Annotated in this window: 22 protein-coding genes and 4 tRNA genes; 11 read left to right on the forward strand and 15 right to left on the reverse strand. The window is 60.9% G+C overall.

Annotated elements, in window-relative coordinates; all coding sequences use genetic code 11:
• The coding region (locus H147_RS0108180) for an IS5/IS1182 family transposase (protein ID WP_019954871.1) at positions 1-238 on the reverse strand (238 nt) is incomplete at its 3' end.
• Positions 239-446: 208 nt separating this feature from the next.
• On the opposite strand from H147_RS0108180, the gene H147_RS0108185 reads away from it, so the two are divergent.
• Positions 447-938 carry a hypothetical protein gene (locus H147_RS0108185; protein WP_162561648.1) on the forward strand — a complete coding sequence of 164 codons (492 nt, stop codon included), beginning with the start codon at positions 447-449 and terminating at the stop codon, positions 936-938.
• Between the two features lie 194 nt (positions 939-1,132).
• Here the strand turns inward: H147_RS0108185 and H147_RS0108190 are convergent.
• Together H147_RS0108190 and H147_RS0108195 are read right to left on the reverse strand one after the other, a co-directional pair.
• A tRNA-Asp gene (locus tag H147_RS0108190) sits at positions 1,133-1,209 on the reverse strand.
• Between the two features lie 109 nt (positions 1,210-1,318).
• A tRNA-Asp gene (locus H147_RS0108195) sits at positions 1,319-1,395 on the reverse strand.
• 218 nt (positions 1,396-1,613) lie between these two features.
• Here H147_RS0108195 and H147_RS0108200 point away from each other — a divergent pair.
• Positions 1,614-3,800 (forward strand): fused MFS/spermidine synthase, encoded by a 2,187-nt coding sequence (locus H147_RS0108200; RefSeq protein ID WP_019954873.1) that lies wholly within the window; start codon positions 1,614-1,616, stop codon positions 3,798-3,800.
• 9 nt (positions 3,801-3,809) lie between these two features.
• Here the strand turns inward: H147_RS0108200 and H147_RS0108205 are convergent, their stop codons facing one another.
• Entirely contained in the window at positions 3,810-4,739 is a 930-nt protein-coding gene (locus H147_RS0108205) for a pirin family protein (protein ID WP_019954874.1), read from the reverse strand.
• 182 nt (positions 4,740-4,921) lie between these two features.
• On the opposite strand from H147_RS0108205, the gene H147_RS0108210 reads away from it, so the two are divergent.
• Entirely contained in the window at positions 4,922-5,752 is an 831-nt protein-coding gene (locus tag H147_RS0108210; protein WP_051108195.1) for a DUF481 domain-containing protein, read from the forward strand.
• Between the two features lie 63 nt (positions 5,753-5,815).
• Here the strand turns inward: H147_RS0108210 and H147_RS0108215 are convergent.
• A tRNA-Val gene (locus tag H147_RS0108215) sits at positions 5,816-5,891 on the reverse strand.
• Between the two features lie 126 nt (positions 5,892-6,017).
• On the reverse strand, positions 6,018-6,587 hold the full coding sequence (locus tag H147_RS0108220) for a histidine phosphatase family protein (protein ID WP_019954876.1): 570 nt from the start codon (positions 6,585-6,587) through the stop codon (positions 6,018-6,020).
• 182 nt (positions 6,588-6,769) lie between these two features.
• Here H147_RS0108220 and H147_RS0108225 point away from each other — a divergent pair, with 182 nt between their 5' ends.
• Positions 6,770-7,753: a class I SAM-dependent methyltransferase gene (locus H147_RS0108225; protein WP_019954877.1), complete on the forward strand. Its 984-nt coding sequence runs from the start codon at positions 6,770-6,772 to the stop codon at positions 7,751-7,753.
• 53 nt (positions 7,754-7,806) lie between these two features.
• Here H147_RS0108225 and H147_RS0108230 read toward each other — a convergent pair.
• The 4 genes from H147_RS0108230 to tgt all read right to left on the reverse strand — a co-directional run bounded on the left by H147_RS0108230 (position 7,807) and on the right by tgt (position 12,000).
• Positions 7,807-7,881, reverse strand: a tRNA-Val gene (locus H147_RS0108230).
• 13 nt (positions 7,882-7,894) lie between these two features.
• Positions 7,895-8,233 (reverse strand): HU family DNA-binding protein, encoded by a 339-nt coding sequence (locus tag H147_RS21345; protein WP_081625834.1) that lies wholly within the window; start codon positions 8,231-8,233, stop codon positions 7,895-7,897.
• Between the two features lie 116 nt (positions 8,234-8,349).
• The gene (lon, locus tag H147_RS0108240) at positions 8,350-10,755 is read right to left on the reverse strand and encodes an endopeptidase La (protein WP_026352372.1); all 2,406 of its coding nucleotides are present in this window, start codon (positions 10,753-10,755) and stop codon (positions 8,350-8,352) included.
• A 114-nt stretch (positions 10,756-10,869) separates the two neighbouring features.
• Entirely contained in the window at positions 10,870-12,000 is a 1,131-nt protein-coding gene (tgt, locus tag H147_RS0108245; protein ID WP_019954880.1) for a tRNA guanosine(34) transglycosylase Tgt, read from the reverse strand.
• Positions 12,001-12,131: 131 nt separating this feature from the next.
• Between tgt and H147_RS0108250 the strand changes: the two genes are divergently transcribed.
• The 4 genes from H147_RS0108250 to tpiA all read left to right on the forward strand — a co-directional run bounded on the left by H147_RS0108250 (position 12,132) and on the right by tpiA (position 14,974).
• Positions 12,132-12,494, forward strand: a complete 363-nt coding sequence (locus H147_RS0108250; protein WP_019954881.1) for an SUF system Fe-S cluster assembly protein — start codon at positions 12,132-12,134, stop codon at positions 12,492-12,494.
• An 84-nt stretch (positions 12,495-12,578) separates the two neighbouring features.
• Positions 12,579-13,784 (forward strand): glycerophosphodiester phosphodiesterase family protein, encoded by a 1,206-nt coding sequence (locus tag H147_RS0108255; protein ID WP_019954882.1) that lies wholly within the window; start codon positions 12,579-12,581, stop codon positions 13,782-13,784.
• Between the two features lie 75 nt (positions 13,785-13,859).
• A complete protein-coding gene (locus H147_RS0108260) occupies positions 13,860-14,222 on the forward strand; it encodes a HesB/IscA family protein (protein ID WP_019954883.1) in 363 nt (120 codons plus the stop codon).
• A gap of 23 nt (positions 14,223-14,245) precedes the next feature.
• A complete protein-coding gene (tpiA, locus tag H147_RS0108265; RefSeq protein ID WP_019954884.1) occupies positions 14,246-14,974 on the forward strand; it encodes a triose-phosphate isomerase in 729 nt (242 codons plus the stop codon).
• A gap of 16 nt (positions 14,975-14,990) precedes the next feature.
• On the opposite strand, the gene H147_RS0108270 is transcribed toward tpiA, so the two are convergent.
• Complete coding sequence (locus H147_RS0108270; protein WP_019954885.1) at positions 14,991-15,821, reverse strand: cobalamin B12-binding domain-containing protein; 831 nt, start codon at positions 15,819-15,821, stop codon at positions 14,991-14,993.
• 185 nt (positions 15,822-16,006) lie between these two features.
• Here H147_RS0108270 and H147_RS0108275 point away from each other — a divergent pair, with 185 nt between their 5' ends.
• Positions 16,007-17,173, forward strand: a complete 1,167-nt coding sequence (locus H147_RS0108275) for a cytochrome P450 (RefSeq protein ID WP_026352373.1) — start codon at positions 16,007-16,009, stop codon at positions 17,171-17,173.
• 61 nt (positions 17,174-17,234) lie between these two features.
• On the opposite strand, the gene H147_RS19470 is transcribed toward H147_RS0108275, so the two are convergent.
• From H147_RS19470 to H147_RS0108295, 4 genes are all read right to left on the reverse strand, one after another.
• On the reverse strand, positions 17,235-17,600 hold the full coding sequence (locus H147_RS19470) for a DUF4168 domain-containing protein (RefSeq protein ID WP_019954887.1): 366 nt from the start codon (positions 17,598-17,600) through the stop codon (positions 17,235-17,237).
• Positions 17,601-17,737: 137 nt separating this feature from the next.
• Complete coding sequence (locus H147_RS0108285; protein WP_019954888.1) at positions 17,738-18,538, reverse strand: DUF2145 domain-containing protein; 801 nt, start codon at positions 18,536-18,538, stop codon at positions 17,738-17,740.
• Positions 18,539-18,549: 11 nt separating this feature from the next.
• The gene (locus H147_RS20300) at positions 18,550-18,894 is read right to left on the reverse strand and encodes a hypothetical protein (protein WP_019954889.1); all 345 of its coding nucleotides are present in this window, start codon (positions 18,892-18,894) and stop codon (positions 18,550-18,552) included.
• Between the two features lie 85 nt (positions 18,895-18,979).
• Entirely contained in the window at positions 18,980-19,441 is a 462-nt protein-coding gene (locus tag H147_RS0108295; protein WP_019954890.1) for an Lrp/AsnC family transcriptional regulator, read from the reverse strand.
• Between the two features lie 136 nt (positions 19,442-19,577).
• Between H147_RS0108295 and cysG the strand changes: the two genes are divergently transcribed.
• A complete protein-coding gene (gene cysG / locus H147_RS0108300) occupies positions 19,578-20,969 on the forward strand; it encodes a siroheme synthase CysG (protein ID WP_019954891.1) in 1,392 nt (463 codons plus the stop codon).
• Positions 20,969-21,280 carry a DUF2849 domain-containing protein gene (locus H147_RS0108305; RefSeq protein WP_019954892.1) on the forward strand — a complete coding sequence of 104 codons (312 nt, stop codon included), beginning with the start codon at positions 20,969-20,971 and terminating at the stop codon, positions 21,278-21,280. The genes cysG and H147_RS0108305 overlap by 1 nt, the downstream gene beginning before the upstream one ends.
• The last annotated feature ends 15 nt before the right edge of the window (positions 21,281-21,295 follow it).

A 21,295-nucleotide genomic window follows, 5' to 3' on the forward strand; every position in this document is an offset into this window, starting at 1 on the left:
AGAGCCGCCGCTCCGACCGGATGCCCAGGCAATACCCGATCAGGAGCATGCGGATCAGCAGCTCGGGATCGATGGAGGGGCGGCCGGTATTGCTGTAGAACGGAGCCAGATGCTGGCGGATACCTGTCAAATCCACGAAGCGGTCGATGGATCGCAGCAGGTGATCCTGACGGACATGATCCTCTATCGAGAACTCGTAAAACAATGCGCCCTGCGCCTCTTGTCTTGGTCCCAGCATCGCAGATCCCCCCGCTTCACTAACGAAAGTGAATCAGCGACCAAGCCACAAATCAACAAGAGTTTTTCAACGGAATAAGCCCAGAGTGACGGATGCTGCGTGATGCATGGACGTCCGCTATCGCGGTCGATGCGAAAATCTTCAATAAGTACTCGGGCGTTGAATGCTCTATCATCGCATAGTAGCATAATGGATGAGAGAGGCCGCTATGTCATTTTGGAAGTCATTTTTCCGGAAAGCGGGACCACCAGATTTTGCTGGCCCCGACCAAAGTGGTCCAGAAGCCTTCATACGAAGTTACTGTGCCGACTACACATCGTGGAACAATTATTGTAGCCGCTTGGCAAAGGAAGCCAAAGCATCCGCGAGGAAAACTCCGTTTGACGAGTGTTCTCAGCTCTACAAGCACTTTTTAACGCCCTTCATTGCAAACGGCGTGAAGCTGCAGCTTGTCGCATTCGGTTCTGACTCAAATTTCGATCCCAATAGGCTCGCGTTTGGCGATATCATAAATGAAGGCAGTCTGCTCAGACAGCCATTTTTCATCACACTACCGGCACACATATCTGGCAAAGATGAATACTATGCTGAACTTGAGCCAAACCTTTTGGGTGGGTTCAAGCTACGACAGATCTATTACGTTGATCCGTTTCCGGAAGATCATGCAGACAGCAAAGATCCGATCTTACCTTGCCTTTAAACAGCAGGTTGGCCCTTCCCAGAAACTACCGTTTGTTGAACGCTCCGTTGGACCGGACATTGATGCGCGTGCAGCGAAGGTCTCAAGAGTCCCGCATACCCATAGTCCATCATCATTACAGCCAATGTCAGTTATACGACAATCGCAAACCCGCGCGATCCACGCTAGTCTATCTTCATCCGGCTTAGGGAAAATGGCGCGGTTGACGGGGCTCGAACCCGCGACCCCCGGCGTGACAGGCCGGTACTCTAACCGACTGAGCTACAACCGCGCGTAAGCGGCGGGATAATGCGGCCAAGGCGGGGCGTCAACGGCAAAAAGACCAAAAGCCGCGCTTTTTGGCGCGGCGATTCAGGTCGTCATCTGGAAGGGAAAAGCAGTGGCGCGGTTGACGGGGCTCGAACCCGCGACCCCCGGCGTGACAGGCCGGTACTCTAACCGACTGAGCTACAACCGCGCATCTGCTGTGTCAGCATCGCTGCTGGTGTCGTGCTTCTAAGTGCGGCTGTGGACCTCGTCAAGCGGTCTTACAGTTTGCACAGAAATATGTCCGGCAGGCCGGTGACCGTCCGGCTTTTTTCCCATGAAAGACCACCTGTCAGGCGACAATTTTCCTATTCCTGCCATATTTGGATCGTTTATTGCAGCGAAACAATGCAGGCTTGAGCGAGAGATATGACCGATCAGATCAACACCACACCCCGGCAAAGCGCGCGGATCGCGCCGATCCTGTTCACGATGACAATCTTTCTGTCGGCGGCGCTGTTGTTCTTCGTGCAGCCCTTGTTCACCAAAATCACCCTGCCCTTCGTCGGGGGCGCGCCGGCGGTCTGGACCACGGCGATGCTGTTCTTTCAGACAGTCCTGATTCTGGGCTATGTCTATGCGCATCTGTCGACGCGCTATCTGCCGGTCATGGCCCAGATCGCACTGCATCTGGTGTTATGGGCCATCGCGCTGGCATTCCTGCCGCTCTCGATCGAGGCAGGATGGCAGTTCGACCCCGCCTCTGATGTCGCATTGCAGACGCTGACGCTGTTTGCGCTCGGCGTGGGGATGCCCTTTGCCGTCCTGTCCGCCAACGCCCCCCTAATCCAGAGTTGGTATGCCAAAAGCGGCGGGCCATCGGCGGATGATCCCTATTTCCTTTATGGTGCATCGAATTTCGGTTCGCTGGTCGCATTGCTGGCGTTTCCCTTGGCCGCAGAGCCGCTGCTTGGCGCGCAGCAGATCGGGATCGGCTGGGCAGGCGGGTTCGTGATCCTTGGCGGGTTTTTGGCGTTGAGCGGGCTGATGGCCCGCCAAGGCAGCGTGCAGGCCGCGCCGGTGGCCCCTGTCGCAGGGCCAAGCCTGCGGCAATACGGCTGGTGGCTGCTGCTGGCCTTCGTGCCGTCATCGCTGATGCTGGCGGTCACAAGCAAGATCAGCACCGATCTGGGGTCATTCCCGCTAGTCTGGGTGCTGCCGCTGTCGCTGTATCTGCTGACTTTCGTGCTGACCTTTACCAACCGGCCTTTTCTGGCGAACAGGTTTCTTGATCTGCTGTTCCTGATCAGTCTGGCGTTTTTCGCGAGCATTTTTGGCCTGCGTGAACTGGCGGGGGTCACGCTTTTGCTGACAATGCTGCTGTTGGCGGCATTTTTCTTCATCGCGATGAAGGCGCATCGCACGCTCTACGAGGCGCGGCCCGACCAAGGCAACCTGACGCTGTTTTATGTGACGATGTCGGTCGGCGGGGCCTTGGGCGGGCTGTTCAACTCCCTGCTCGCCCCCGTGGTCTTTGCCGATCTGCAAGAAGGGCGGCTGACCATTTTCGTGGCCTTGCTGTTGCTGCTGGCCGGTGCGCGGCAGGTTTCGGTGAACACCGTGTCAAAGGCGATTGTCGCTGCAGTGATCGTGCTGATCCCGATCCTGACGACAAGTGTATTTCCGGGAATATTCGACGATTATTTCGCGCTGGCGCATGTCGCTGTGCTTGGTCTTGTGTTGTATTTGATGCGCGGCAATCGGGTGCAGCAATTCATTGTTCTTGTTCCGCTGCTGGCGCTTGGGTTCCTGCTGCAACCGCAGGCGGTCGCGTTCAAGGATCGGAGTTTCTTTGGATCGCATCTGGTGCAGGATTTCGACGATCTGCGGGTCTACAAGAACGGCACCACGATCCACGGCGCGCAACGTCTGAACGAGACGGGTCCGGACGGGCGTCCTGCGCAGCTTTTCTACTATCACCCTGACGGCCCGCTGGCGCAGGTCATGACATCGCCGAATGGTATCGCGGCACGAAGCATCGGGATCGTGGGCCTCGGCGTCGGTGCAATGGCTTGTTATGCCGAGCCCGGCCAGGCATGGGAATTCTACGAGATCGACGCGATGGTCGACCGTGTCGCACGCGACCCCGCGCTGTTCACCTTCCTGTCCACCTGCACGCCCGATGCCCCGACCCATATCGGGGATGCCCGCATCGTGCTGGAACAACAGGACGACCGGGCCTTCGACGTACTTGTCATCGACGCCTATTCCTCGGATGCGGTGCCGGTCCACCTGACGACCAGCGAAGCAATCGCACTTTACCGCGACCGCACGACCGAAACGGGCGTCATCGTGCTGCATATCTCTAACAGGTATTTCGACATCTCGCGCCCCTTGGGCCGCAGCGCGGCAGCCCTTGGCATGGTGGCCATGGTCCGCAACGATCCGGGCGACCCCGACGAATTGACCCACAGCCCCTCGAACGTCGTCATCATGGGCCGCAGCATGGACGATCTGGCAGGCTTCACCGACCCACAAAGATGGGAGCTTCTGACGGATGACGGTGGGCGCGTCTGGACCGACGATTACGCCAATCTGCTGTCGATCCTGAAATGAGCTGTCGGCCTAGCTGCCCGGCAGCGGAATGAAGTCGGAATCGTCTTCGGGCGGCAGTTGAAAGCGCCCGTTCTGCCAGTCACCCGCGCGCCAGGCCTCTTTGGCGTCCTCGATCCGTTCCTTGCTTGAGGCGACGAAGTTCCACCAGATATAGCGCGGCCCCTCAAGCGTGGCCCCGCCCAGCAGCATGACCCGCGCGCCCTGATCACCCGCTTTCATGCTGACAGTGTCGCCGGGGCGAAAGACCATCATCTGCCCAGCGTCGAACACCTGCCCTGCGACCGTGACACTGCCTTCCAGCACATAGGCGCCCCGGTCCTCGTGGTCATCGGGCAACGGGATCGCGGCGCCCGGTTGCAGGATCGCGTCCAGATAGAACATCTCGGACGGGGTCGGCACGGAGGTGGTGGCGCCATAAGCACCGCCAAGGATCAGCCGCACCTCTTTGCCTTCGCCTTCGAGCAGCGGCAGATCGGCTGCCGGCGCATGGATGAAAGCAGCAGCACCGTCTTCTGCGCCCTTGGGCAGTGCGATCCAGCTCTGAATACCGAAAAGCCTGTGCGTCGTGGCGCCATCGGTTCTTTCGGAATGGGTGATGCCATGGCCCGCGACCATCAGATTGACAGCCCCCGGGGTGATCCATTGATCGGTGCCAAGGCTGTCGCGGTGATGGATCGTCCCGCTGTGCAGATAGGTCACCGTCGCAAGCCCGATATGGGGATGCGGGCGCACGTCTATGCCCTGTCCTGTCACGAATTCCGCAGGCCCCATCTGGTCGAAAAAGATGAATGGACCGACCATCTGGCGGCGTGGCGCGGGCAAGGCGCGGCGCACGGCAAAGCCCCCGATGTCGCGTGCGCGCGACACGATCACGGTGTCGATGGCATCGACGGCGTCGCCTGTGGGGCAATCGGGGTCTAGGGCGGGGTTCCAGCTCATCAGGTGTCTCCTTCTGTGTGGCAACAGGATAGACCCGCGCGCAAAGCCGACGCAATCAGCGCGGGCCAATCCCGATTATTTCGGAAATCTTGAAACAAGTGCGCCCCTCGCTGGTTATCCCACCGTAGAGCAAATTCTACCCAACAGCAGTGAGCAGCTGCCACGACATGGAGAAGTACAAAATGAAATTCGTCCTACGCCCGATCATCGGCGCAGCCATCATCACCTCTTTCGGCACCATGACCTTTGCCCAGACTGTCTTTAGCGGCACCAATGTGGCCGAAGACCAGTTCGAGGATCTGGTCGAGGATATCGAAGACGACACCGACCGCGACCTTGACCGTTTCGGCAATGAAGGGCGCCCGCAAGGCTTTAGCGGGTCCATCGCAGCGCGCGGAGAATTCAATTCCGGCAACACCGACAACGCGAGTGTCGGCATCGGCACCGACCTGAACTATGTGCAAGGCGTGAACGGCTATCAATTGTTGCTGAGCTACACCTACGGCGAAGCCGATGGCGTCACCGACGAGGAAAGCCTGTTCTACGGTCTTGAATACACACGCGATCTGTCGCCGTCGTTCTACGGTTTTGCCAAGGTGCAGGGGTCGCTTGATGAATTCTCGTCGTTTGAGACCGACACCTTTGCAAGCTTTGGTGCAGGCTACCGCATCATCAATGACGCCGACAGCCAGTGGTCGGTGCAGGCCGGACCCGGCTATCGATTTGCAGAGTTCAGCGATGTCACGTCTGGCGATATCAGCGAAGTCGCATTTGGAATCGGGTCGGATTATTCGCGCCGCCTGACACGGACGACCACAGTGACGAACGACACCGATATCATCGCCTCTGAGTCCGATACCGTCGTCTACAATGATCTGGCCGTCAGCGTTTCAGTGACCGATACTCTGGCGCTGCGCACCAGCCTGTTGACCGAGTACCACACCGACCCAGAGCCCGGGTTCAAGGACACCGACAATTCTGTCGGTATCTCGATGGTCTATGACCTGAACTGAGCCTGAGCAGAAGCGTCGCGTCCAACCACGCGGCGCTTTTGCCTTTGCGCACGCGGCGGATGGTGGTGGGTGATGAGAGGCTCGAACTCCCGACATCTTCCGTGTAAAGGAAGCGCTCTACCAACTGAGCTAATCACCCGTCCGCGCTGCTTTAGGATATCGCGTGCAGCGATGCAAGTGGCGGCTGGTGACCCACCCCAAGGGATTTAGGTCAAACCGCGCTTGCGCGAATTGACGCGCCTCGGAACATCAAAGGCGATGGTGGCTAGGCCGTTGCGTCAAGCAGGCTCTGCACGCCGTCCTTGAGATGATAGACCCGCCCCTGCCCGCCATGCGCGGTCGGCACCGTGATTGCGGCATCGCCCGCCACGAGACGACGCAGCACACGGCTGGTGATGCCATGCGTCACAAGCACCGCAGGGCCGGTCAGGTCGGACAGGAAATCCCGGCAGCGCGCTTCGACTCGGGCGAACCCCTCGCCGTTCGGGGCCATTGCATATTGTGCGGCGACAGGATCGGGGCCACCGGGCATCGGCAAGGTGTCGCGCAGCAGACCGGCCCAGTCGCCAACCCCGATTTCACGCAAGCGGTCATCGGTGCGGATATGGGCAGCGATCCGTCCCAAGGCGATCCCTGCGGTCTGCACGGCCCGCCCTTGCGGGCTGCACCAGAATTGAAAACCAGTCAGATCGAGCTGGGCCAAGATGGCACCTTGCCGCGCCGCGTCCGCCTCGCCCTTGGAGGTCAGGGGCGAATTCAGTGCGCCCTGCATCCGGTTTTCGGCGTTCCATTCGGTTTCACCATGACGCAGGATATAAAGTTCGGGGAACGGCATTGTTGGTCCACTGGGGGTTGGGGTACGACGTGATCATCTGATACCGGCGCATACCCTGTTCTGGCAGATCACACAATAATCGCCGCAGCGGGGACTTGACCCATCGCGCAAACACGTCGAGGTTGAGAGCCAAGGCTGGTACAACACGACGCGCTCGGCAGGATAATCACCAAGGAGATCAAGTGTCGCGGACCGATCAAATCCTGAAATACGCGGATCTTTCGCAGAAAGGGATCGAGGTCGCGCCCTATTTCAATCCGACGCTGCGCAAGAGCGCCGGACATGACATTCTGATCCTTGATGTGTTCGACACCGACAGGTTGCGCCGAAACGCGGCGCGTGACGCGCTGATACCTGATGCGCGCATCCTGGAGATCGAAGAAGTCGATTTGGTTGGTGACGCGTCAAAAATCGGTGAACTGGTCCAGGGCGCAGACGTTGACGGGCAGATCGGATTTATCATTTCGTCGCATAACTTTGAACATCTGCCCAATCCTGTCCTTTTTTTGCAGGGGGCTTACGCGGCATTAAAACCGGGTGGTGTGTTAAGCATGGCGGTGCCGGATTGCCGCGCCTGTTTCGATTTTTTCCGTATGCCGACCCGGTTGGCCGACTGGCTGGCCGCGTTTCATGAAAACCGCCAGCAGCCCAGTGCAGAGGCGTTGTTTGATGGCAAAGCAATGGGCAGCGTGTATATGGCGCAAGGCAATGTTCAGCCCGGATGCAACATCGCGACAGATGATCCCGCCGGATTCTTGCCGCATCAGGTGCTCAATGCAGCCTATGATACGTATTTGCGCGATAAAAAGGAGCCCGGCGAATACCGCGATGCACATTGCAGTGTGTTTTTTCCAGAAAGTCTGGAACTGCTTTTAATCGACCTGCGCAAGCTGGGATTGATCGGTTTTGATATCGTCGAGATCAGCGAGACAGCCGGGCTGGAGTTTTATGTGCATCTGCGCAAGCCGGATGCGGCCACGCCCGTTCCGGAGTCCGACGCCGCGTTTTATGAACGGCGCCAAGAGCTGTTACGCAGTGTCACCGAAAATCTGGGCGCCGCGCCGTATCGCAACCGCAGCGCGGACAAACGCAAACAACCGAAACGCCCATCACCGAATACAGAGACGGCAAAGCGACGCAGATCATGGGTTTTCTGGAAAAACTAGCCGGCATCAAACCGCGTTGCGCTGTATCCTCAACCGCGATCAGACCCCTGGAATGGTGGGTGATAAGAGATTTGAACTCCTGACATCTTCGATGTGAACGAAGCGCTCTACCACTGAGCTAATCACCCGCTGGGCTGTGGTTTAGACGTCCTCGCGATCAGTTGCAAGACCGGTTTTGACCGTTTGTGAGGCATCTTTCGTGCTGCGCAGTTTGAGCGTCAACAGCTGCGCGCCATCGCCGATATCCTTGGTCTTGACCACGCGGATCTTGCCAAGCGGCGGCAGGATCAGCTCGTCGCCGCGCGCCAGCGCTTCGCCGATCAGCGCGAGGGCTGCATCCAGCGCAGGCTTGACGTCGCGTTTCTTGAGCAGGCTCCGCGCGACCACCTGATCGAGCAGGTCAGGTTTCTTGAGCTGCGCGACGGAGGCAGATACGGAGGTCATGGAGGTGTCGGACTGTGCGGGCGTTTTGCGTGACATGGGACTTCCTGATGCGGACACGTCCAGTCTAGCGGTTTGCGCGCGCTGCGCCAGCACCTTGACATGACAAAGGCGCGCCCCTTGCGGGACGCGCCTTTGCGCGTTGGTCGAGCAATTTAATGCGCGCGCGCCTCTGGGGCTGTGCCGGATTTCAGCGCGGCGGCGGCAGCGGCCTCTTCCGCGGCCTCGTCCCATTCGATCGGTTCGGGTTTGCGCACCAGCGCATGCTCCAGCACCTCTGACACGTGGGTGACGGGGATGATGGTCAGCCCTTCCTTCACGTTGTCAGGGATGTCGGGCAGGTCCTTGGCGTTGTCCTGCGGGATCAGCACGGTCGTGATGCCACCACGCAGGGCTGCCAGCAACTTTTCCTTCAACCCGCCGATCGGCATGGCATTGCCGCGCAGCGACACTTCGCCGGTCATGGCGATATCACGGCGCACGGGGATCTGCGTCAGCACCGACACGATGGAGGTGACCATCGCAAGGCCTGCCGAAGGCCCGTCCTTGGGGGTCGCCCCGTCAGGGACGTGGACGTGAATGTCGATCGTGTCGAACTTCGGCGGTTTCACCCCGATTTCCGGCGCGATGGAGCGCACATAACTGGACGCCGCATCGATCGATTCCTTCATCACATCGCCCAGCTTGCCGGTCGTCTTCATCCGGCCTTTGCCCGGAAGGCGCAGGGCTTCGATGTTGAGCAGCTCGCCGCCCACAGATGTCCACGCCAGACCTGTGACGACACCGACCTGATCCTTTTCCTCGGCCAGACCAAAGCGGTGCCTTTCGACGCCGAGGAAATCGCTCAGATTGGCGGCGTTGACGGTGATCGCCTCGACTTCTTTCTTGACAATCTTGGTCACGGCCTTGCGGGCCACCTTGGCGAGTTCGCGTTCGAGGTTCCGCACACCGGCTTCCCGGGTGTAGACCCGCACCATTGCCAGCAGGGCGTCATCAGCGACGCTGAATTCCTTGGCGCGCAACCCGTGGTTTTTCATGACCTTGGGCAGCAGGTGCTGCTTGGCGATCTCGACCTTTTCGTCTTCGGTGTAACCCGACAGCGTGATGATCTCCATCCGGTCAAGAAGCGGCCCCGGCATGTTGTAGCTGTTGGCGGTCGTCAGGAACATCACGTTGGACAGGTCGTATTCCACCTCGAGATAGTGGTCGACGAAGGTCGCGTTCTGTTCCGGATCGAGCACCTCCAGCATCGCCGAAGCGGGATCGCCACGGAAATCCTGCCCCATCTTGTCGATTTCATCGAGCAGGATCAGCGGGTTGGTGGTTTTCGCCTTTTTCAGCGCCTGGATGATCTTGCCGGGCATGGAGCCGATATAGGTCCGGCGGTGGCCACGGATTTCACTTTCATCCCGTACGCCGCCAAGCGAAATGCGAATGAATTCGCGCCCAGTCGCTTTGGCCACGGATTTGCCAAGGCTCGTCTTGCCCACGCCGGGAGGGCCGACAAGGCACATGATCGGGCCTTTCAGCTTGGCAGAGCGCTGTTGCACGGCCAGGTATTCCACGATCCGTTCCTTGACCTTTTCCAGCCCGTAATGATCGTCGTCCAGAATGGCCTGTGCCTTGTGCAGGTCCTTCTTGGTGCGCGATTTCACGTTCCACGGCAGGCCCAGAATCCAGTCCATGTAGTTGCGTACCACGGTCGCCTCGGCGCTCATGGGAGACATGGATTTCAGTTTCTTCAGTTCGGCATCGACCTTTTCGCGGGCTTCCTTGCTCAGCTTGGTTTCCGCGATCCGCGCTTCAAGCTCGGCGACCTCGTTCTGGCCATCCTCGCCATCGCCCAGTTCCTTCTGGATCGCCTTCATCTGTTCGTTCAGATAGTATTCGCGCTGCGTGCGTTCCATCTGGGATTTGACGCGGGTCTTGATCTTGCGCTCGACCTGAAGCACGGACATTTCGCCCTGCATCATGCCATAGACCTTCTCCAGCCGTTCCGCGACGGACAGCGTTTCCAGAAGTCCCTGTTTCTGCGCGACTTCGATCCCCAGATGCCCCGCGACCAGATCGGCCAGCTTGGCAGGTTCAGTCGCGTCGCTGACGGCGGCCATCGCTTCTTCGGGGATGTTCTTCTTGACCTTGGCATAGCGTTCAAACTCGGCGGCGACATTGCGCACCAAGGCTTCGACCTCGGTCGGATCACCGGCTTCTTCGGTCAGGTACTCAGCCGTCGCCTCGAAAAACGACGCGTTGGGCAGAAACCCCGTGATCTTCACACGGCTGCGCCCTTCGACCAGCACCTTGACGGTGCCATCGGGAAGTTTCAGCAATTGCAGCACGTTGGCCAGCACGCCGGATTTGTAGATGCCGTCCTGATCGGGGTCGTCCTGACCGGGGTCGATCTGGCTGGACAACAAAATCTGCTTGTCGTCCTGCATGACTTCTTCCAGCGCGCGCACGGATTTGTCGCGGCCCACGAAGAGCGGCACGATCATATGCGGGAACACCACGATGTCGCGCAACGGCAGGACGGGGTAAGACGAACTCAATGGTTCTTGCATGGAATTTTCCTTTTCTGGCAGAACGCCCCGGCCCCGGTCGATCGGCAGCATGGCGCGTCCCCTCTTGGACACTACAAATGGGGCTGACCTCGTGGGCTGTCAACTGGCCACCTGTCAGAGCGGGTCGATATCGCCCTGCGCACGAAGGCTGTGGAAATCCGCCTCCCAGACAGCAAAGGTGCCTGCGGCGATCGCATCGCGCATACCGGCCATGATTTTCTGGAAGTAATGCAGGTTGTGCCATGTCAGCAGCATGCCGGAAATCATCTCGTTCGCGCGAAAGACGTGATGCAGGTAAGCGCGGGAGTATCTGGAACAGGCGGGGCATGTGCAGGCCTCGTCCAGCGGACGCGGGTCGTCGGCGTGCCGCGCGTTCTTGATGTTCACGACACCGCGTCGGGTAAAGGCCTGCCCGGTACGCCCGGACCGCGACGGCAGCACGCAATCCATCATGTCGATGCCACGCTTGACGGCGCCCACGATGTCGTCAGGCTTGCCCACTCCCATCAGGTAGCGGAGTTTGTCCGCGGGCAGCTGATCGGGCGCGTAGTCGAGCACGCCGAACATCGCCTCCTGCCCTTCGCCCACGGCCAGACCGCCCACGGCATAGCCGTCGAATGCGATGGCTTGCAGCGCTTGGGCCGATTCTTCGCGCAGGTCCTGTTCCAGCCCGCCTTGCTGGATGCCGAACAGCGCATGACCGGGCCTATCGCCAAAGGCATCGCGTGACCTTTGCGCCCACCGCATCGACAGATCCATGCTGGATTTGATCCGGTCGCGGTCGGCGGGCAGTGCGGGGCATTCGTCAAAACACATCACGATGTCAGACCCGAGCAGTGCCTGAATCTCCATAGACCGTTCCGGCGACAGATGGTGGCGCGATCCGTCAATATGGCTTTTGAAGGTCACGCCTTCCTCGGTCAGCTTGCGCAATCCGGCCAGCGACATGACCTGAAACCCGCCGCTGTCGGTCAGGATCGGCTTGTCCCAGTTCATGAATTTGTGCAGCCCGCCCAGACGCGCGATCCGTTCCGCCGTGGGGCGCAGCATCAGGTGATAGGTATTGCCCAGCAGGATATCCGCGCCTGTCGCCGCCACGCTTTCGGGCAACATCGCCTTGACCGTGGCGGCGGTGCCCACGGGCATGAAGGCGGGCGTGCGGATTTCGCCGCGCGGCGTGCTGATCGCCCCCGTGCGGGCCTTGCCATCGGTGGCATCCAGTCGAAACGAAAAACGGTCGGTCATCGGGTATCCTCTTGCTGGCAAGGCATATGAAGCAAGGGCGCGGGATTGGAAAGACCGCCCTGCCCCTCGCCCCCTTTACGCCCCCTGCGGCAATCCCTATATGTTCTATCAGGAATGCAGGAACCGATCACATGACAGATGCAAACGCTCAATTGGAAGGCGCGCCCTTGATCGCGCCATCGACGACGGATCATCCGCTATACGAAGATGTCGTTCAGGCATGCCGATCGGTCTATGACCCTGAAATTCCGGTGAATATCTACGATCTTGGCCTGATCTATACGATCGACATCAAGGACGACAACGCCGTCAACATCGTCATGACGCTGACAGCCCCGGGCTGCCCCGTCGCGGGTGAAATGCCCGGCTGGGTCGCCGACGCCATCGAACCTCTGCCCGGCGTGAAACAAGTCGATGTCGAAATGACGTTCGAGCCGCAATGGGGCATGGACATGATGTCCGACGAAGCGCGGCTGGAACTGGGGTTCATGTAGGCGTCAGCAAACCGTCACAGGGCGATCATGCTGCCGTTACATCCACACGGCATCCCCGCTTCAGTCACAACACTGGAGCATCCCATGACACGGCTATCCCTTACCCTGCTGGCCACGCTTGCCGGCACCACGGCCATCGCTGACACCGCCCTGACCTATGGTCCGCGCCCTGCCTATCTGGTCAGCCAGATGACCGACAGCCCGTTGAAAGAGCAGCTGTTGGCTTGCGCCGGACAGACGCCTGCGCGGTCGGATTTTTCCATCGGGCACCGTGGCGCGCCGCTGATGTTTCCTGAACATACCGTCGAATCGAATGTCGCCGCCGCCCAGATGGGTGCGGGCATTCTGGAATGCGACGTGACCTTCACCTCTGATCTGGAACTGGTCTGCCGCCATGCGCAGAACGACCTGCACACGACGACGAACATCCTTGTCACGCCCTTGGCCGAGAATTGCACCGCAGGTTTCACCCCTGCCAACGGTGACACGCCCGCCAGCGCCGAATGCCGCACCAGCGACCTGACGCTGGCCGAATTCCAGACGCTGGAACCAAAGATGGACGCCGCCAACACCGCAGCCACCACCGCCGAGGATTATCTGAACGGCACCGCCAACTGGCGCACCGATCTTTATGCCACCGACACCACACTGATGACGCATGCCGACTCCATCGCGCTGTTCCGCGATCTGGGCGCGAAATTCACGCCCGAGCTGAAATCCCCCTCGGTCGAGATGCCGTTCAACGGCTTCAGCCAGGAAGATTACGCGCAAAAGCTGGTCGATGAATACAAGGCCGCCGGCATCCCCGCCAGCGACGTCTGGCTGCAGTCGTTCAACCTTGATGATGTGCTGTACTGGATCGAGAACGAACCCGACTTCGGGGCGCAGGCCGTCTATCTGATGGACGAATACGAAACCGTCGACGGCTATACGCCGCATGATCCCGCGACATGGCCCAACACCATGGAAGAGCTCAAGGCGATGGGTGTGAACATCATCGCCCCACCGACCTGGATGCTGGTCACGCTGGAGGATGGCAATATCGTCCCATCCGCACTGGCCACGGCGGCCCAGGCGGCGGACCTGCAGATCATCACCTGGACGCTGGAACGGTCCGGCCCGCTGAATACCGGCGGCGGCTGGTATTTCCAGGGCGTGAACGAGGCGATCACCAATGACGGCGCCTATTTCGACGTGCTGCATGTGCTGGCACAGGATGTCGGTGTGATCGGCGTGTTCTCTGACTGGCCCGCCACCACGACCTATTACGCCAACTGCATGGGTCTGTGACCCCAAAGGCCCGGACGGCGACCTTGTGTCGTCCGGGTCCCTGCCCTATCTTGGAAACAACGCAAGGAGTTTCCCATGTTCGGCATTCCCGGCAAGCAAGCCGTCACCATCACCGACAAGGCCGCCGCCCAGATCGCGCGGCTCATGGCCAAGGACGGCCATCAGGGTCTGCGCATCGGCGTCAAAAAGGGCGGATGCGCAGGCATGGAATACACCATGGCCTATGTGACCGACATCGATCCGCTGGACGAGGTCGTCGAACAAAACGGCGCCCGCGTGATGATCGCGCCCATGGCGCAGATGTTCCTGTTCGGCACCGAGATCGATTATGAAACCTCGCTGCTCGAATCCGGCTTCAAGTTCCGCAATCCCAACGTGGTCGATGCCTGCGGCTGCGGGGAATCGATCAAATTCGCGGACAATATCGCGTCGCGCTGACCCCTCATTTCAAAGGACTAGCCATGCGCCGCAAACTTGCCGCCGGGAACTGGAAGATGAACGGCCTGCGCGCCGATCTGGCAGAGCTTGCGACGCTGTCGCAATCACGCGGCTATGACGTCGATGTGCTGATCTGCCTGCCTGCGACCCTGATCGGGTCCTGCGCCGGTCTGCCTATCGCCATCGGCGGTCAGGATTGTCACGCCGCCACGCATGGTGCCCATACAGGAGAAATCTCGGCAAAGATGCTGGCCGATGTCGGCGCGACCCACGTCATCACCGGCCATTCCGAACGCCGCAGCGACCATGGGGAAACAGATGCCACCGTCGCCGCGAAATCCCGCGCGGCCCACGATGCCGGGCTGACGACGATCATCTGCATCGGCGAGACGCTGGCACAGCGCGAGGATGGCACGACGCTTGACGTGATCGACACGCAGCTTGCCGGATCGGTTCCCGATTGCGCGACCGCCGAAAACACCGTGATCGCCTATGAACCCGTCTGGGCCATCGGCACAGGCAAGGTGCCCACGACCAACCAGATCGCCGAGGTCCACGCCCATATCCACGCGCGCCTGACCGCGCGGTTTGCCGACGGGGCCGGTTTCGGCATCCTTTATGGCGGATCGGTCAAGGGCGACAATGCGGCGGCGATTTTCGCCGTGCCGCATGTGACCGGCGCGCTGGTCGGCGGGGCCAGCCTCAAGGCTGCGGATTTCAGCCCGATCATCGCAGCGCTCGCCGCAAGCTGAGCCAGCGCCAGACGGTTTACAGGGCGTCCGGCCCAAGAACGCCACGCAAAACCCCTATCGCGCTGTCAAGATCAGCCATCGCGGCCTCTGCTCCGACCAGTTTCAGGATATCGGGGTGGTGGTCCAGAATACCGCCAGCGACGATGATATGCGCCAAAGGCTGCGTGATCCGCAAAGCAAAGCTCAGCCGTGTCAGCGGCTCCATCATCCGGTCGGAATTCGCGACCAGAACGATGGCCTGATAATGCCGGGTATCGGCCTCGGCGATCAGGGCGTCATGGTCCAACCCAACCAGCATGTCGACATCCCAACCTTCACGGCGAAAATGATCGGTCGCGATCTCGATCCCCAAGGTATGCGTTTCGCCGGGCACCAATGCGAACAAGGCGGGCCGGACTTCACGACCTGCTGTGATCTGTGGCGCCAGCACATGACGCAGACCGCGAATGATTCCATAGAGTTTTCCGCAGGCCAGCGTCACGTCGATAAAGGAAATCCGGTCGTCGTCCCACATTTCGCCCAGCTTGCGGGCGGCACCGGCCACATAGCCACGGCTGATCACGCCCGGATCAACGCCATCACGCCGGGCGGCAAGGATAAACTGGTCCGCTGCTGTGTCATCCGCAGACAGCAGGGCGGCACAGAGCAGTTCAATCTCGGAAGGTGTTGGCAGATCGTTGATATTGTCGTGGCGCGGCATACGAAAGGCGAGCCTGCGGACAACCTCCCGTGCGAGGCTCGACACCGCGTTTTCGGGCAATTCCGTCTCGACAAGGCGCAATTGCAGGGTTGCGTTCTGATATGCCGACCTGTCGAAAAACCCGTCGTCCAAAGACGTTTTCGCCATGAACACCCCTCCCCGTTCACTGACTAAACACCGCGTCGAGACTCTTTCGGCCCATCTGCGGTATCCAATTGCATGCAGGCTATCACACCGGCGACGGCCTGTGCCGCGTCAGAACGTCGCGGTTTCGTGATCGGATGCCCCGCGCGCCCATTGCAAAGATTGCGGCGGCGCGGCAAAGCTGCGCCATGCAACATCTGAGCCAATCCCCCACCGATCCCGCCTTTGTCCAGAACCCCTATCCGTTCTATGACCGCGCCCGCCTGGCCGGCGATTTTTTCTGGTGGGACGATTACGCCATGCCATGCGCGGTGTCCCACAAGGCCGTCCATGCCGTGCTGCGCGACCGGCGAATGGGGCGCGAATGCCCGCCGGAACTGGCCCCCGCGATCCCGGACCCGCTGCGCCCGTTTTATGACATCGAGGCGCATTCCATGCTGGAACTGGAACCGCCGCGCCACACCCGCCTGCGTGCGCTTGTGCTGCGTGCCTTCACCAGCCGCACCATCGCGGCCCTTGCGCCGCAGATCACGCAGCTCTGCCATGACCTGATCGACCGTTTTCCGGACGAACCCTTCGATTTGTTGACCGCCTATGCGCAGCCTGTGCCGGTCATCACCATCGCCCGCCTGCTGGGCGTGCCAGAGGACCGCGCCGACGATCTGTTGCGCTGGTCGAATGCCATGGTCGCGATGTATCAGGCCCGCCGCACGCAGGAAATCGAGGCCGCGGCCGTCGCCGCGTCGGCGGATTTTTCTGATTTCATGCGCGGTTATATCGAAACGCGGCGCAGAACCCCAGCCAATGACCTCATCTCGACCCTGATCGCAGCCGAGGAACAGGGCGAAAAGCTGACGACCGACGAGCTGATCACCACCTGCATCCTGCTGCTGAACGCAGGCCACGAGGCGACAGTGCATACTTTGGGCAATGGCACCAAGACGCTGTTGGAACAGAATTTCCGCACGATCACAGACACTTGCGTCGAGGAAATCATCCGCCACGACCCGCCGCTGCATATGTTCACCCGCTGGGTCTATGAAGATGTGCAGATCGGCAACCATCGGTTCAAGCGCGGCGACCAGATTGCCTGTCTTTTGGGGGCGGCGAACCGCGATCCTGCGGTTTATCCTGATCCTGCAAGGTTCGATCCTGAACGCAGCGGCCCGCAGAACACCAGTTTCGGCGGCGGCATCCATTTCTGCGTCGGCGCACCGCTGGCCCGGCTGGAGTTGAAAATTGCGCTTGATGTTCTGTTCGCGCGCTGCCCCGACCTGCAACTGACAGCGCCGCCCAGTTACGGCGATGTCTATCATTTTCACGGGCTGACACGGTTGATGGTGTCCGCAAGTTAGGCCGCACGGAAAAGGCCCGCCAAAGAGGGTCCATGGCGGGCCTTGGCGCCTTGCGATGCGGTTATTGGTCCAGCCGCTCGGCGATCTGTGCGGTCAGGGTCGGGTCGGCCTGCGCAAGGGTCAGGATCTCGACATAGCGGTCCACGTCGATCCCGTCGGTTGCCTCGACCGCTGCGACCTTGGCGATCTGGGCCTCTTCCAGCAGCAGTTGCTGCGCCTCAGGGTCGGCGGCCTGTTCCAATTGCGGTGCGTATTCCGCGTCGATCGCGATCACGCTTTCATAGGCGGCCGCAAAGGCGTCAAGTTCCTCGGTTGTGACGTCTTGCGCCATCGGCGCGGTTGCGGCCTGCGCGATCACGGCGGCGGGGGCCGTTGCGGCAAGCAGGGCCGCTAATGTGACGGCGGCGATCTGGGTGGGACGTGTCATAAGTCTCTCCTTCATTCTGGTCTGGCCGCGCGGGTTTCACGCGGTCGAGGATCACCTAAGCGCCCGCCACGCAATCACCAAAACCGCCGGCAGGGCCTTGCCGAAACGCCAGTGCCGTTCGGCAGCATCCCGCTGCCTCAGAACCGCACCAGCCTGTCGGGCGTGATGCGATAGACCTCTGCCGCCAGATCATGGCGTTGCATGAACCGCGCGATCGACCCGAATGTCGCCGTCGCTACCTGCGGACCATGATCCCCTGTGGTCAGCGCCTGCGAGGCGGCGGGCGCAAAAAGCCGCTGCAAGGCGTTAAGGCGCACCGGCTGCGGGGTGAAATGCGCAGCAATATTGGCCTTGATCTGCGCGGGATCAGAGGTGTCGTAAAGGGCCGCCATCAGCACATCCAGCGTGTGTTCGGTGCAGTTCTGGAATTGCGAGGTGGCGGGATTGGCCAGCACCGAATAGGTCGGGTTGTGCAGCGCCGCATAGGTCGGGCTTGCGATCACCTCGAGCAGTTTTTGCTGCAGGCGCGGATCGGGGATGATGACACCGGCATCAAGGCTATGGGCGGCGGCAAAGAAATCGGCAGGCGTGTCGTGCACCAGATCGCTGCGCGTCAGATCGCCGTTGCGCTGGTAAAGGTTATACACCTGATACCCCATGCCCACCGATCCATCCGCACGGGTGATCCGCGAATAGACCCAAAAGGCCACATGGGTATAGTCGATCCCTTCGGGCAAAAGCGCGGGGTCACGCCCGACGCGCGAGACAATGGCGACATTCGCGCCGCGCGCGGCCAGATCTTGTTGCACGCGGTTGGAAAAGGCCGCGACCTGATCGACAGGCAGGATCGCGTCGGCAGCGGCACTGCTGCCCGCATGGACAGGGGCGGACATCAGCGCGGTCAGCGACAGTGCTGCGATGGCAAGAATGCGTTTCATCGGCCCGCCTCCTATTGCAGACGTGGTGCGGGGTCGGCGACCACGCAAGTTGCAGGCGTCCGGCCTTGCTGGATCGTGCATGGCGCGGGCGTGCCGCTCAGGACCGATGCAGCAGCCGCGACCGAACCTGTGCCGACCTCTTCCAAGGCGGCACCGGACACGGCCAGAGCAGCCCCAGTCACAATGACAGGCACAGCCGCGACGCTGACAGCGCCATGCGCCACGGCAGCAGAGCCATGGGCCGAGGCATCGGCGCTATGGCCGACGGCTTGCCCCGAATGCTGTACGGCAGGGCTGGCGCAGGCGGCCAGCGTTGCGGCGGCGGCAATCAGGGTCGTGATCTTGAGGATGTTCATCAGAAATCTCCATTCGTGAACGGTGCTCACGTTTGGTAGACCCGCCCAATTCATCCGTCAAGATATTTTTTGAACAGCGTTCACACTAGAGAGGTAAAGCCACAGTCGACTTGATCTCTTCCATCGACAACAAGGCTGTCACGTTATGCACCTTCACCTCGGAAATCAGCGCCTGATAGAACGTGTCATAGGCGCGGGCATTCTTGACCCGCACTTTCAGGATATAGTCGATATCGCCCGCCAGACGGTGCGCCTCTTGCACTTCCGGGCGCGATTTCAACGCCTTGAGGAACCGCGCCTGCCAGTCCTTGTCATGCTCGGACGTGCGGATCAGCACAAAGAAACACGCCTCGAACCCCAGCTTTTCGGCGTCCAGAATGACCGTCTGATGCCCGATCACCCCCGCCTCGCGCAGCTTTCGGATGCGATTCCACACAGGCGTCTTCGACGACCCCACCGCCTTGGCGATCTCGTCGAGAGATTGGGCCGCATCCGCCTGCAAAGCCGCTAAAATCTTCCGGTCAGTCGCATCAATCCGCAAAGCCATTCCTGTTTTCCGATCATTCGAGGACACATGGTCCGTTTTCAGCGCAACATGGAACAGGTGTCCTTTAATGCCACATGGGGGCAGCAAATAGCAGAATAATGTTCTATGTTGAAGGCAAGAAATCAGAAGGTGCGCCATGCAACATTTTCCCATCTTCCTTGCTGTCGCCGGTCGCCGGATCGTGCTTTCGGGTGGCGGCGATGCGGCCATGGCCAAATTGCGCCTGCTGATGAAGACCGAGGCCCATCTGACGGTGATCGCCCCCGAGGTTGCGCCCGAAATCACGGCTTGGGCTGCGGCGGGCAAGCTGCGCATCATCGCGCGCGCGATGGAACCAGGTGATACACTCTGTGCCGCGCTGTTCTATGCCGCGAATGAAGACGGTGCCGAGGATGCCCGCGTCGCCGCCATCGCCCATGCCGACGGCGCGCTGGTCAATATCGTGGACAATCTGGCCGATAGCCAGTTCATCACCCCCGCCATCGTCGACCGCGACCCTGTCGTCGTGGCCATCGGCACCGAAGGTGCGGCGCCTGTGCTGGCCCGCGCGATCAAGGCCGATATCGAGGAACGCCTGGCCGTGTCGCTGGGGGTTCTTGCTCGGATCGGCAAGACCTTCCGCCATGCGGTCGATGTGCTGCCCATGGGCCGCAAGCGGCGCGATTTCTGGGCCGATTTTTATTTCCAGCGTGGCCCAAAGGCGATGGGTGCCACAGGCGAGGCCGGGATCATCCCCGCGCTGGAATCACTGCTCGACGACCACATCACCGCCCGCACCAAGGCGGGCCATGTCGATCTGGTCGGCGCGGGCCCCGGCGACCCCGAACTGCTGACGCTGAAGGCGCGCAATGCCTTGGACAAGGCCGATGTCGTGATCCACGACAATCTGGTGACGGCAGAGATACTCGAGCTTGCCCGCCGCGAGGCGATCATCATCGATGCTGGCAAACAGGGTTTCGGCCACGCCATGCCGCAGGATCAGATCAACGCGCTGATTGTGCAGCACGCGCTGGACGGGCACCATGTGGTGCGGCTGAAAGCGGGCGATCCGACCGTCTTTGGCCGTCTGGACGAGGAGATCAGCGCCCTCATCGAGGCTAGTGTCTCCTACACTATCGTGCCGGGGATCACCGCCGCCTCTGCCGCCGTCGCGGGAATCGGGCAAAGCCTGACCCAGCGCGGGCGCAATTCTGCCGTGCGCTTCATCACCGGCCACGACACCAGGGGTTACGCCGATCACGATTGGCGCGCGCTGGCCACCCCCGGTGAAGTCGCCGCGATCTACATGGGCAAGCGCGCTGCGCGGTTCATCCAGGGCCGCCTGCTGATGCACGGGGCCGACCCCGCAACGCCCGTGACGATCATCGAAAACGTCAGCCGCGCCGACCAGCGCGTGATCGCCACCTGTCTGGCGGAACTGGAACCCACGCTGACGCGCGCCGGTCTGTCCGGCCCTGTCATCACCTTTTACGGCCTCGCCCCCCGCGCCGCTCTGGCCGAGACCATCAAGATCAAGGAATTCGCCTGATGCCCCCCCGTTTTACCCCCAAGGTCGTCACCGCCAACGCGCTGCTGGATGGCGATGCCGTCTGGCTGACCGAGGATGACCGCTGGTCGCCACTGATCTCCGACGCCGAACTGATCACCGACGAAGCCCATGCCGACCTGCGCCTCTTGCAGGCCAAGGCGCGGGCGTCGGAAATCGCGGGCGCCTATCTGGCGGATGCCCGCATGGGCGCGGACGGACCCGAACCCTTGCATTTCCGAGAAGCTTTCCGAACGCGCGGCCCGTCGAACTATCCCCACGGCAAGCAGGTCGCGCCGCAGTCCCGGACCTGATCCGGGACCTCCCCC

Source organism: Yoonia vestfoldensis DSM 16212, assembly GCF_000382265.1.
Classification (GTDB): Bacteria; Pseudomonadota; Alphaproteobacteria; order Rhodobacterales; family Rhodobacteraceae; genus Yoonia; species Yoonia vestfoldensis.